Raw genomic sequence first — 12603 nt, 5'->3', positions numbered from 1 at the left:
TTCCCCTATTTCCTTAGTGAGCCACGGCGGCAGCAGCCGCTTCATCGATCAGGCGACCGGTGGTGAAGCGTTCAAGCGTGAACGGTGCGTTGATCCAGTGTGGTTCGTCGCAGGCAATTGTATGCGCAAAAACATGCGCCGAACCCGGTGTCGCCTTGAAGCCGCCCGTGCCCCAGCCGCAATTCACGAAGAGGCCCGGCACCGGCGTCTTGCCGATAATCGGCGAACGATCCGGCGTGACATCAACAATACCGCCCCATTTGCGCAGCATCCGCATACGGGTGAAGATCGGGAAGACTTCGCAGATGGCCGCAAGCGTATGCTCGATCAGCGGCAGGCCGCCGCGCTGGCTGTAGGACACATATTGGTCAGTGCCGGAACCGATCACCAGCTCGCCCTTGTCGGACTGGCTGATATAGGCATGAACCGTGTTGGACATGACCACACATGGGAAGATCGGCTTGACCGGCTCGGACACCAGCGCCTGTAGCGGGAAGCTTTCAAGCGGCATACGCACGCCTGCCGTATCCATGACAATGGAAGTGCTGCCAGCAGCGGAGACCGCCACTTTCTTGGCCTTGATGAAACCGCGTGGCGTATCAACGCCGGTCACACGGCCCGATACATCGCGACGGATGGCCGTAACCGGGCAGTTCTGGATGATATCAACGCCGCGCTCAGTCGCACCACGCGCATAGCCCCATGCAACCGCATCGTGACGGGCCACGCCGCCGCGCCGCTGCAAGGTGGCACCGACGACCGGATAGCGCGCATTGGCTGAAATATCGAGCGGCGGGCAATATTCCTTCGCCTGCTCCTTGGTCAGCCATTCATTGTCGATGCCATTGAGGCGATTGGCATGGATGTGACGCTTGAAGCTCTGCACATCATGCACCGTATGCGCCAGCATCATCACGCCGCGCTGCGAGAACATGACATTGTAGTTGAGGTCCTGGCTCAAGCCTTCCCACAGCTTCATCGCATGTTCGTAAAGATGCGCGCTTTCATCATAGAGATAGTTGGAGCGGATAATCGTGGTGTTGCGCCCGGTATTGCCGCCGCCAAGCCAGCCTTTTTCGATGACCGCGACATTGGTGATGCCATGTTCCTTGGCCAGATAATAGGCGGCACCCAGACCATGCCCGCCAGCGCCGACGATGATCACGTCATATTCGGCCTTGGGTTCGGCATTCGGCCATTGCGGCTTCCAGTTCTTGTTGCCGGAAAGCGCATTTTTAATAATAGAAGCTGCAGAAAAACGGGACATAGACAACCACCAGTTTCGCGACCGCAAGCGCCCTGTCGGCACAAGCGAAGCCTTTGATGATATTTCTATTGTTTCCGTTTCAAACCCGACAGCAGGCTTGCGTCAAAAGACGCCACAAATACGACATGCCCACCATTTCGCGACATCTCGCCCACCTCATACAAGTGGGCCCGCGTCTGCAACCTGACGGCAAAGCAGTTTCAAAAATCGCCCCTGTAAAATAGGACAACATTATTGTCCTTTTCTCTTTTCTTTTATTGCGCAAAGGACTACGCATTCTTTCGTAAAATCGCGTCCAAAATAAAAGAAACGCAAGAAAGGTGATTCCGTGACTAAGGAGAATCTACTCGAAAGTGCACTTGTCCGTCTGGACGAGGCTGCAGGCCACATCAACATCGATGCGGACGTCATCGAGAAGCTGAAATATGCACGTGAGACCATGAAAGTGCGACTGATGATCCGCATGGATGATGGTTCGCGCAAATCCTTTCTTGCATGGCGCTGCCGCTACGACGACACGCGCGGACCGACGAAGGGCGGCATCCGCTATCATCCGGAATCGACCGCGGAAGAGGTTGAAACGCTGGCCTTCTGGATGACTTTCAAATGCGCCGTCATGAACCTGCCTTATGGCGGCGGAAAGGGTGCAATTCAGGTCGATCCACGTCAACTTTCAAAGGCTGAGCTGGAGCGTCTTTCGCGCGCCTATATCCAGGCTTTCTCCGGCATTATCGGGCCGGATCGCGACATTCCGGCACCGGATGTCTATACCAATTCCATGATCATGGGCTGGATGGCAGACGAATATTCCCAGATCGTCGGACAATCCTCGCCTGCCGTCATCACCGGCAAGCCGCTGGCACTTGGCGGTTCGCTTGGACGCAATGATGCCACGGCGCGCGGCGGCTTCTATCTCGTGCGCCATCTGTCGCACGATCTGGGCCTTGCTGCGCAGCTTCGCGTCACGGTTCAGGGCTTCGGCAATGCCGGTCAGTTCATCGCCAAGCTGATGGCAAGCGATGGTCACAAGATCGTTGCCGTATCGGATTCGTCCGGTGCTGTTTATTGCGCCAACGGCCTTGATCTCGATGCGCTTCTGGAAGCGAAAGCACAAAACAAGTCGGTTGTCTCGACAGCTGGCAAGAACGGCCATGAAGCCATCACTCCCGATGAGTTGCTTGCAGCCGACTGCGATGTTCTGGTGCCGAGCGCCATGGAAAACATGATCCATGCCGACAACGCAGCTTCCATCAAGGCCAAGCTTATTGTCGAGCTTGCAAATGGTCCAGTGACACCGGAAGCAGACGAAATCCTTGCAAATAACGGCGTCATCGTTCTGCCGGATATTCTCGCCAATGCAGGCGGCGTTACGGTTTCCTATTTCGAATGGGTGCAGAACCGTCAGGGCTATTACTGGACGCTTGAAGAAATCCATGAGCGCCTGAAAACCATCATGGAACGTGAAGGGCGCGCCATCTGGAACCATGCCAAGCAGCACAATGTGACGGTTCGCTCGGCAGCTTATGTCCATGCGCTGCAGCGTCTTGCACAGGCTATTGAAGCACACGGCACGCAAAACGATTTTGCTGCCTGATCCAGCCTTTTGACATTACCCCTCCTGCCAGCCTGCTGTCAGGAGGGGTGTCGAACGGCGGTTTCCTTTTCCCGTTGGCGCTATAGTTTACCTTCACAAGGAAAAACCAGCGCGATGGGATGATGAGCATGTCGTACAGAAACCTATTCAAGGGAAGTGCCATCGCACTTGCCCTCTTTGCAGGCGCAGTTCAGTTTTCCAGCCTCGCGCAGGCACAGGTGGTCGTGTCTTCCAAGATCGACACTGAGGGCGGCGTCCTTGGCAACATCATTCTGGCCATTCTGAATGCGAATGGTATCCAGACCACTGATCGTATCCAGCTCGGCGCCACGCCGGTCGTCCGCAAGGCGATCATCGCTGGCGAAATCGACATCTATCCCGAATATACGGGCAATGCCGCCTTCTTCTTCAACAAGGCTGACGATCCGCTCTGGAAAGACCCAGCCAAAGCTTATGGGACTGCAAAGCAGCTCGATTACGATGCCAACAAGATCGTCTGGCTGGCGCCCTCACCGGCAAACAACACCTGGGGCATTGCAGTGCGCAAGGATGTCGCCGACGAAAACAAGCTTACGAACCTGAGCGAATTCGGAAAGTACATTTCAGGCGGTGGAAAGGTCATTCTGGCCGCATCCTCGGAATTCGTGAACTCGGCAGCAGCCCTGCCAGCTTTCCAGACCGCCTATAGCTTCACCCTGAAACCCGACCAGCTCATCACACTTTCCGGCGGGGACACGGCTGCAACCATTGCTGCCGCTGCCAACCAGACCAGCGGCGCCAACGCGGCCATGGTCTATGGCACCGATGGGGGCATCGCGCCTTCCGGACTTGTCGTTCTCGAAGACGACAAGCATGTGCAGCCGGTTTACCAGCCCGCCCCGATCATCCGTGAGGAAGTCTTGAAGAAAAATCCGAAGATCGAGGAACTTCTGAAACCCGTCTTCGAGAAACTCGACCTGACCACCCTTCAGGAACTCAACGGTCGCGTGCAACTGGGTGGCGAACCGGCAAAGGCGGTTGCCGAGGATTTTCTTAAAGCCAACGGATTTCTCAAGTAGAGAGCGCGATAACGGATAATTGCCGGGCATGAGTGCAACACACCAGACGATCCAGGCAAATGGCACGAGGGGCTTGTTTGCATATATCGACAAGCTCGGACTGGTCATTGCGGCAATCGCCTTATCGGGATTGCTTCTGCCATTCGCAAACTTTCGGGCAAACCGCATTGTTCAAGGCGAGCCTCGTTATCTTTTGGATGCCCTGCCGGCCTCATTGGCGCTGCTGTTCGCCGCTGTCGTAGCGACAGGACTGCTGATCGGCTTTGTCCGCAGCAACAATTTGTTGCGGCTGTTCGCGGCTCTGTTCTGCCTCGCATCCGTCATGCTGGCAATCGGCCTGGCCGCGTCATATCTGTCGCCCGAAGGAAACAGATATGCGCGCGTTTCTCCGGCTTCCGGCTTTTGGCTGTTGTTTTTTGCGAGCGCACTTTATGTCGCGGATGGGCTGGTCCGGCTGCGTGCCGGTCCGTTTTTACGGGTCGGACTGCTGGTCATTGCAGGATTGCTCCTGGCCGCGCTGCTTTCCTCAGGCCTCTGGGACAGCATCTCATTCATGAAGGAATATCAAAGCCGCGCGGACAGCTTCTGGAACGAAGCGGAGCGGCATATATCGTTGGCATTGGGATCGCTTGCAGCGGCGACCGCAGTGGGTATTCCGCTGGGGCTTGTCTGCCATCGCTTGGCCGGGTTGCGGGCTTTCGTTCTTAACAGCCTCAATATCGTGCAGACCATTCCGTCAATGGCCCTGTTCGGTATTTTGATTGCGCCACTCGGCTGGGTCGCCACGCAGTTTCCCTGGGCGGGTGCTATCGGTATTCGTGGTATCGGCGCTGCACCGGCATTCGTTGCGCTTTTCCTCTATTCGCTGCTGCCTATCGTGGCGAATACCGTCGCAGGGCTGGCACAGGTGCCGGAGCCGGTAACGGACGCAGCCCGCGGCATGGGCATGACGCGCCTGCAACGCCTCTTCAAAACGGAATTTCCGCTCGCTTTTCCCGTTATTCTCACCGGCATACGTATCGTCATGGTGCAGAATATCGGCCTGACGACCATCGCGGCATTGATTGGTGGCGGCGGCTTCGGAACATTCGTCTTTCAGGGCATTGGGCAAACGGCCATGGATCTTGTTCTGCTGGGTGCCTTGCCTACCGTTCTCCTCGCCTTTGCGGCTGCTGTCATTCTCGATGCAGCGATAGAAATCACCGGGAAAGGCAGCTCCCAATGATCGAATTCGACCATATCACGAAGCGCTATAACGGACGCGCAGCGGTGGACGCGGTGAGCTTCACCATCGAACCCCACAGTATTGCTGCCATTGTCGGGACGTCAGGTTCCGGCAAGACGACCCTCCTGCGGATGGTCAATCGTCTGGTCGAGCCGACCGACGGAGAAATCCGCATCGATGGCCGCAGCATCATGGACGAACCCGGTCATGTTCTGCGGCGGCGGATCGGTTACGTCATCCAGCAGAACGGACTGTTTCCGCATCGCACTGTCGCAGAAAACATAGCGACGGTTCCCCTTCTGCTTGGATGGCAGAAACAGCGCATCGATGCTCGCGTGGATGAACTGCTTGACCTCTTCCAGCTTGAACCGGCAGACTATCGCGACCGCTACCCGCATGAACTTTCCGGCGGGCAACAGCAACGCGTCGGTGTGGCACGCGCACTCGCTGCCGGGCCGAACATCCTTCTCATGGACGAGCCATTCGGGGCACTCGATCCGGTAATCCGGGCCAAGGCGCAGGAAGATCTGAAGGCGATCCAGAAGCGGCTCGGCACGACCATAATCCTTGTCACGCACGACATGGAGGAAGCCATATCGCTGGGTGATCGTATCGCCGTCATGGATGACGGAAAATTGCTGCAATATGGTCCACCGGCAGAAATTCTTGCCCGTCCGGCAACCGATTTCGTCGAACGTCTTGTCGGTACGGGCGAACGGCCTTTCCGCCTCCTCTCTCTCATGGACCTTAAAACCGTGCTCCAGCCCGGTGATGCAAGCGGTGCAACAATGCCGGTAACAGCGTCGCAACGCGATGCCCTTGCCGAGCTTCTGTGGTCAGGGCGCAAAGCCCTTCCCGTTCTTGACCATGATGGAAGGCCACTTGGACAAGTCACGCTCGACAGGCTTCTGCATCAGGCAGAGCGTCCGGCATGAAATTGTTCCTGTCCCTTGTTCCGCGTGCGCTGCTTCTGGGCGTTCTGCTGCTATTTCTGTGGCGGCCCCATCTTTTCGAGCCGTTGTTTCGACCGCTTGTCGATGAGGGCGTCCCGGTCATTTATGATCGTGCAAATTTCGTGACACTGACTTTGCAGCATCTCGGTCTGGTCGCTCTGGCCGCACTGGCATCCACGATTGTAGCCGTCTCGATGGCAATCTTTGTTACCAGAAAGCAGGGTGCGGAGTTTCTGCCGCTCTCACGCAGCCTTGTGAATATCGGCCAGACCTTTCCTCCCGTTGCAGTGCTGGCACTTGCAGTGCCGGTCTTCGGTTTCGGAGACAAGCCGACCCTGATTGCACTCTTCCTCTATGGTCTGCTTCCGATTTTTGAAAATACGCTGACGGGACTAACGACTTTGCCGCCTCCGGTTGTCGAAGCTGCACGCGGCATGGGGATGACCAGCGCGCAACGGCTCGTGAAAGTCGAGGTTCCCCTTGCCATGCCGGTTATTCTGGCGGGTATCAGACTTTCCGTTGTGATCGGCCTTGCAACGGCTACCATCGGCTCGACTGTCGCTGCCAGAACGCTTGGTGAGGTCATCATCGCCGGGCTCATTTCCAACAATCTTGCTTTTGTTTTGCAAGGAGGGCTCGTCGTGGCCGCACTTGCAATACTCATCTTTGATGGGTTTCAGGCAATTGAACATTACCTTATGAAACGTTCCGGACGAGCCATCTGACAGCATAAGCCTCTTTGAAAGACGTCTCTGCATCCCTATATCCTTGCAAATAACCAGCCAGCGAGGAACGGGATGAATATAGGGCAGGCAGCTGCAGCATCTGGCATATCGGCGAAGATGATCCGCCATTATGAAACAATCGGACTGATTGAAGCTGCCGAGAGAACCGGTTCGGGCTATCGCGTCTACACGCAGAAAGACGTTGAGACGCTGCGCTTCATCCGCCGCAGCCGCGATCTCGGTTTTCAGGTTGAACAGATCAAGGAACTGCTGACGCTCTGGCGCGATCGCAACCGCGCATCGGCTGACGTCAAGAAAGTAGCGCTTGGCCATGTCGAGGAGCTGGAAGCCAAGATGCGTCAGTTGCAGGAAATGGCTGATACGCTGCGCTACCTCGCGAAGAACTGCCACGGGGACAACCGCCCCGATTGCCCGATCATTCACCAGCTTGCAGAAAACAGCGTGGAAAGCCGCAAACGCCCGGCTCCACGCAAAGGCGAATTGCTGCACGGTAAAATTTGAGGTCTGCAAATAAAACGCCGGGATCACTCCCGGCGCTTTTCTTTCGCATCACCAGCTCAGCCTTTCGGCAGAGTATAGGCGATCACATAATCGCCGGGCTTGGTGCCAACAGAACCATGCCCGCCGGCAACCATCAGAACGAATTGCTGATCGCCGACCGTATAGCTCATTGGCGTCGACTGCCCGCCAGCAGGAAGCCGTGCTTCCCAGAGCTGCTTGCCCGAAGTCAGGTCATAGGCGCGCAGATAATCATCCACGGCTGCACCAAGGAAGGCAACGCCGCCTGCGGTAATCATCGGTCCGCCAATGCCCGGAACGCCGACCTTCAGCGGAAGTGGAACCGGTGACATATCGCGGATCGTTCCATTCCGATGTTTGTAGGCAATCTTACCGGTTCGCAAGTCAACACCAGCGACATAACCCCATGGCGGCGTCTGGCAGGGAATGCCAAGCGGGCCCAGGAACGGCCCCATGAAGACGCCATAAGGCGCGCCGTCGTTGCGGTTCAAGCCCTGCTCGCTTCCTTTTTCATCCTGTCCTTTCGGCGGAATGTCCGCGCGTGGAACGAGGCGCGAGGTGAAGGCGAGATAGGTCGGCATACCGAACATGACTTGCCGCACCGGATCGACAGCAACGCTGCCCCAGTTGAACACACCGAAATTGCCTGGATAGACAATCGTTCCGCGCAGCGAAGGCGGGGTATATCGGCCTTCATAGAACAGCTCGTGGAACTTGATACGACAAGCGAGCTGATCGAACATCGTCACACCCCACATGTCGCTTTCGCGCAAGGGCGGCGGACTGAAAGTAAGATCGGAGATCGGCTGCGTCGGCGCAGTATGGTCCTCGGGTATCGCGCCTGTCGGAGCTGGAATTTCCCTGACTGGAATGATCGGCTCGCCAGTGCGTCGATCCAGAACATAGAGGTCGCCCTGCTTCGTCGGTCCGACCAGTGCCGGAACCCCGTTGATTTCCAGCAGGACCGGCTGGGCTGGAACGTCCATATCCCACAGATCATGGTGAACAGTCTGGCGCACCCAGCGAAGCTGTCCAGTGTTCACATCGAGAGCGACGATGGACGAGGAAAACTTCTCCACATTCTCGCTGCGGTCCATACCAAGCTGGTCGGGCACCTTGTTGCCGAGCGGAACAAATATCAGCCCAAGCTTCTCATCGACGCTTGAAACGGACCAGCTGTTGGGTGAGTTGGTCGTGTAGTGCTCCCCCTCCGGCAGCGGCGTGGTGACATCCGGATTGCCCGAATCCCAGTTCCACAGCAGTTGGCCAGTGCGGATATCGAATGCGCGAATGACGCCGGACTGTTCTTCCGTCGAATAATTATCGTTGACGGCACCGCCAACGATGATCTTGTCGCCGACGACCGCAGGGGGCGAAGTGGAGTAGTAATACCCTGCCGGATTGTATTTCATGCCGTGGCTCAGATCGAGAGTTCCACCATTGGCGAAATCCGTGCAGATTTCTCCGGTGGCCGTATCCAGTGCAATCAATCGTGCATCAGATGTCGGTAGATAGACACGCTCGGCGCATTTCGCTCCAGCTGTTGCGGTCGCATCTTTCCAGTAGCTCACACCACGGCAGGTCTGGTGCTGGCGGTCTGTATTGAAACCGACCTTGGGATCGAATTTCCACTTTTCCTTGCCGGTCGCCGCATCCAGCGCAATAGCCCAGTTATGCGGCGTGCAGAGATAAAGGGAATCGCCGATCTTGAGCGGCGTGACCTGATAGGTCGTTTCGCCCACATCCTGCGGCTGCTTCACATCGCCGGTCTGATACTGCCAGGCAACCTGAAGCTTGGAGACATTCTCCGGCGTTATCTGTGCCAGTGGCGAATAGCGCTGACCGTAAGGCGTTCGACCATATTGATGCCATTCACCATCGGGCATGTTGCCGCCAAGATCGGGCGTTGCAGCGACCTTCTCCGTCGGCAGGTCTCCGGCAATATTGTAGGTATCCTGTGTTATCGCATAGCCTGCGACCACAACTGCGATCACCGAGGCTGCGGCCAGCGGCAGACCGCTATCGCCTGCTCCGTTATTCAATGGTTTCCTGATCCAGGGCGTCAGCATCCAGAAGCCGAGCAGCACGATGATGCCGCCGCGTGCGCCAAGCTGCCACCAATCGAAGCCGACTTCATAAACGGCCCAGCCGAGCGATCCAAGAATGACAAGCGCATAGACCCATAATGCTGAAGCGCTGCGCCGGGAAAGCAAAACGGCGGTCAGCAGAAAGCCGATCGCTGCGAGTATGTAATACCAGCTACCGCCGAGTGCGGCGAGCCAGATGCCTCCCGCGCCGAGCGCAAGCCCGATCAGGAAAAGAACAATAGAAGTTAACCAGATAAGCAAGACATTACCCCCTTCTAGCACAACCGGCATCCCGTCATATGTGCAGGGAAGCCGGGCGGATTAACCGCTCACCAATTTCGAGGCATTCCAGATATGGCCAGATATGGTCAGATATAGGTTGCAAGTCTTGCAGCAATCCGTGTGCCGCACAACTCCCTGCTGCCTACATATCCACATAGGCGAGCATGGAAAAAATCTAGGGAGCGGCAGAGTAATTCTTTCGCCGGAAAGGTCGGGAGGGACTGGTTTCAGTCCAAACGGCATCCTTAATTAAGGCAGAGTGCCGAAAAGAAGCTTTGAGCCGTCAGAAGACGCGAAACGTTGCGCGAATAGGCGTATTTTCGCCCATCAATTGCGGCGAACGCATGGCAAAACTGTGTATATTTCGGCTTTCAGGAGGCTTTTCGGTGGCATCACGCAGAGCCGCGCATGATGAGGTGGCTATCGAGACGGCGAATTTCCTTCTCGACGGCTGCCCCGCTTTCCTGCGCATTGATCCGCGAGAAAAGCATATCGAGACCCAGTTGCGCGATTTGCCGATAATCCTGCGCAACCGTTGTCAGCGGCGGACAGGTGAAGCGGCTGAGAGGATGGTCGTCATGACCGGCGACACGGAGATCGCAGCCCTCCTCGCGCCCGACATGGCGCCGACGCTCGAATGCCGCGGAAATCACGCCGAAAGCCAGACGATCATTGGCACACAGAACCGTGCGCGTCGGAAACCCGCCGCGATCAAAAATCCGGCCTGCCTCCTGATAGCCCAGTTCCTCGAAATTCCAGTTCTTTGCGGCTATGGGAAGGACGATTGGTTCAACGCCAAGCCTTTCCATGGTTTCGATATAGGCCGAACGCCGTTCCAGCGCATTCTGGTTTACAGCCGGCATTTCGAGGAAACAGGGGTGTTCCCCCGTTCGATAGAGATACTCGGTGATATTCCCGATGCTCTGACGATTATCCGTGCCGACGAACGGCTGATCGTCGCTGATACGGCTGTCCAGGAAAACTGCAGGCGTCGAGTTCGACAGACTGGAAAGAAGCTTCTCATCCGTATCGAAACCGAGCGGAGCCATCAGAACACCCGCAATCTTGAGAGACATCAAGGTGCGCATCGCCCGCGCTTCGAGTTTTCTCTCACCATGAGATGACAGCACGATAGTCCAGTAGCCCTCCGCCAGACAGCGCATCTCGATCTGGCGAATGATTTCCGCGTAGAATGGATCGGATATATGCGGGACGATAACGCCGATGTTCTTCGGCTTCTTGCGATTGAGGCTGACTGCAAAAATGTTGGGCTGATAATTATAGTCTTTCAACGCCTTTTCGATACGAGCTCGCGTGGAAGGCTTTACGCTTTCAGGATTGTCGAAATATTTCGAGACCGTAGGACGAGACAATCCGCTTGCCGCCGCGAACTCTTCCATCGTCCTGATCTTCTGTTCGGTCATGCCCTGCTTTTCCCATTGGGGTATCGAAGCGATTTTTCGGCGCCACCCACTTTTCTTTTCATGCGTAAATTTATTTCCGCCCAGAAGCAACAAATTTCAACACAACAGTGATCAGTAGTCCACGCCTTCACGTGCTTGATGCAGTTCACGCCTATGTAACCTGCCCAAATTCAATCGTTATAATTTTTACACGTGAAAAATTTTATATTGACACACTGAACAAGCTCTAGCATGTCTAGGGGAGCTCAATCACGAGCTGAAGGCCCTGCCCTTCGGGAGGTTTGAAGTTGGCGACAACTGACGGACCAGCAGGAAAACCGTTGTTCATGTCCCATAGAAGGACGCCCCGGCGAGCGCCGGTCATTCGGAGGAAATCATGTTTCGCAAATCGCTCAGCCGTATTCTCTTTTCCGGTGTAGCTCTGGCAATGATGGCAGGTGCTGCATCTGCCGAAGGCATCGGCGCATCGCTTCTCACCCAGCAGCATCCGTTCTACATCGCGCTCGCAGACGCGATGAAAAAGGAAGCGCAGGCAGAGAATGTGCCGCTGGAAGTCTCCATCGCCAATCAGGACCTGAGCAAGCAGCTTGCCGATGTGGAAGATTTCATCACCAAGGGCGTTGACGTCATCATCATCTCGCCGGTTGACAGCAAGGGCGTTCGCTCGGCCATCAACAAGGCTGAAAAGGCTGGCATCAAGGTCATTACCGTCGACGTACCGGCCAACAATGTCGATGTGACCTCCTTTGTGGGCACGGACAACTTCGCAGGCGGCGAAAAGGCTGCCGAACTGATGGCAAAGTCCATCGGCGAGAAGGGCAACGTCGCTGTGATCGATTACCCGACGGTTCAGTCGGTTGTGGACCGTATTGAAGGCTTCAAGAAGGGCATTGCCAAATATCCCGACATCAAGATCGTGGCGATCCAGCCGGGCATCACCCGTCCGGAAGCTCTTTCGGCTGCCCAGAACATCCTTCAGGCCAATCCGGATATTGTCGGCATCTTCGGTTTCGGTGACGATGCTGCGCTGGCTGCTGCCTCGGCAGTAAAGTCGGCCAAGCTTGAAAACCAGGTCAAGGTGATCGGCTTCGATGGCATGGAAGAAGCCCGCAATGCCGTCAAAAACGACCCGGTCATGGTCGGCGTTATCGCCCAGTACCCGGACCAGATGGGCAAGGTTGCAGTTGAAACCGCTGCCAAAGTCATCAAGGGCGAGGAAGTTCCAGCCAAGCAGCCAATCGTTCCGGGCGTCGTCACCAAGGACGGCGAAACCAAGTAACACCGCGTGAAACAGCGACACTCCTCCCAGTCGCTGTTTCCTATCTGCGTGCGGCGGCCCGGCGAACACCACGCGCCTTGCCGCCGCCGCAACCCTTTTGAATTGCAGACTTCGCTCGGGATCGATCTTAAAATCCATTGCGAAACTGAATAACGGAGAGTGGAGGCCC

The 12603-nt window shown here is 56.3% G+C and carries 10 protein-coding genes; 7 read left to right on the top strand and 3 right to left on the bottom strand.

Annotated features, from left to right (window positions below; genetic code table 11):
- Positions 1-13 precede the first annotated feature (13 nt).
- Positions 14-1267, bottom strand: coding sequence for a sarcosine oxidase subunit beta family protein (locus CES86_RS14300; RefSeq protein WP_094514731.1), 1254 nt, complete (start codon positions 1265-1267; stop codon positions 14-16).
- A 328-nt stretch (positions 1268-1595) separates the two neighbouring features.
- On the opposite strand from CES86_RS14300, the gene CES86_RS14295 reads away from it, so the two are divergent.
- The 6 genes from CES86_RS14295 (at position 1596) to cueR (ending at position 7344) form a co-directional block, all read left to right on the top strand.
- The gene (locus tag CES86_RS14295; RefSeq protein ID WP_011982483.1) at positions 1596-2861 is read left to right on the top strand and encodes a Glu/Leu/Phe/Val family dehydrogenase; all 1266 of its coding nucleotides are present in this window, start codon (positions 1596-1598) and stop codon (positions 2859-2861) included.
- Positions 2862-2989: 128 nt separating this feature from the next.
- Positions 2990-3919: a glycine betaine ABC transporter substrate-binding protein OsmF gene (gene osmF, locus CES86_RS14290; protein ID WP_011982482.1), complete on the top strand. Its 930-nt coding sequence runs from the start codon at positions 2990-2992 to the stop codon at positions 3917-3919.
- 28 nt (positions 3920-3947) lie between these two features.
- Complete coding sequence (locus tag CES86_RS14285) at positions 3948-5144, top strand: ABC transporter permease (RefSeq protein ID WP_094514729.1); 1197 nt, start codon at positions 3948-3950, stop codon at positions 5142-5144.
- On the top strand, positions 5141-6079 hold the full coding sequence (locus CES86_RS14280; RefSeq protein WP_094514728.1) for an ABC transporter ATP-binding protein: 939 nt from the start codon (positions 5141-5143) through the stop codon (positions 6077-6079). Before CES86_RS14285 ends, CES86_RS14280 begins: the two co-directional genes overlap by 4 nt.
- The gene (locus CES86_RS14275) at positions 6076-6822 is read left to right on the top strand and encodes an ABC transporter permease (protein ID WP_040128950.1); all 747 of its coding nucleotides are present in this window, start codon (positions 6076-6078) and stop codon (positions 6820-6822) included. Before CES86_RS14280 ends, CES86_RS14275 begins: the two co-directional genes overlap by 4 nt.
- A 72-nt stretch (positions 6823-6894) precedes the next feature.
- Positions 6895-7344 (top strand): Cu(I)-responsive transcriptional regulator, encoded by a 450-nt coding sequence (cueR, locus tag CES86_RS14270; protein ID WP_010658066.1) that lies wholly within the window; start codon positions 6895-6897, stop codon positions 7342-7344.
- Positions 7345-7400: 56 nt separating this feature from the next.
- Here the strand turns inward: cueR and CES86_RS14265 are convergent, their stop codons facing one another.
- Positions 7401-9710: a glucose/quinate/shikimate family membrane-bound PQQ-dependent dehydrogenase gene (locus CES86_RS14265; protein WP_094514754.1), complete on the bottom strand. Its 2310-nt coding sequence runs from the start codon at positions 9708-9710 to the stop codon at positions 7401-7403.
- A gap of 413 nt (positions 9711-10123) precedes the next feature.
- Positions 10124-11155, bottom strand: coding sequence for a LacI family DNA-binding transcriptional regulator (locus tag CES86_RS14260; protein ID WP_094514726.1), 1032 nt, complete (start codon positions 11153-11155; stop codon positions 10124-10126).
- A gap of 376 nt (positions 11156-11531) precedes the next feature.
- Between CES86_RS14260 and CES86_RS14255 the strand changes: the two genes are divergently transcribed.
- The gene (locus CES86_RS14255; RefSeq protein ID WP_071631883.1) at positions 11532-12434 is read left to right on the top strand and encodes a substrate-binding domain-containing protein; all 903 of its coding nucleotides are present in this window, start codon (positions 11532-11534) and stop codon (positions 12432-12434) included.
- Positions 12435-12603 lie beyond the last annotated feature (169 nt).

The organism is Brucella lupini (genome assembly GCF_002252535.1).
GTDB lineage: Bacteria > Pseudomonadota > Alphaproteobacteria > Rhizobiales > Rhizobiaceae > Brucella > Brucella anthropi.
This window is presented reverse-complemented; position numbering and strand designations above follow the sequence as displayed.

Coding starts and splice junctions, on each gene's coding strand:
- CES86_RS14280 (WP_094514728.1), top strand. CDS start 5,141: ATGATCGAATTCGACCATATCACGAAGCGCTATAACGGACGCGCAGCG.
- cueR (WP_010658066.1), top strand. CDS start 6,895: ATGAATATAGGGCAGGCAGCTGCAGCATCTGGCATATCGGCGAAGATG.
- CES86_RS14285 (WP_094514729.1), top strand. CDS start 3,948: ATGAGTGCAACACACCAGACGATCCAGGCAAATGGCACGAGGGGCTTG.
- CES86_RS14275 (WP_040128950.1), top strand. CDS start 6,076: ATGAAATTGTTCCTGTCCCTTGTTCCGCGTGCGCTGCTTCTGGGCGTT.
- CES86_RS14300 (WP_094514731.1), bottom strand. CDS start 1,267: ATGTCCCGTTTTTCTGCAGCTTCTATTATTAAAAATGCGCTTTCCGGC.
- CES86_RS14260 (WP_094514726.1), bottom strand. CDS start 11,155: ATGACCGAACAGAAGATCAGGACGATGGAAGAGTTCGCGGCGGCAAGC.
- osmF (WP_011982482.1), top strand. CDS start 2,990: ATGTCGTACAGAAACCTATTCAAGGGAAGTGCCATCGCACTTGCCCTC.
- CES86_RS14255 (WP_071631883.1), top strand. CDS start 11,532: ATGTTTCGCAAATCGCTCAGCCGTATTCTCTTTTCCGGTGTAGCTCTG.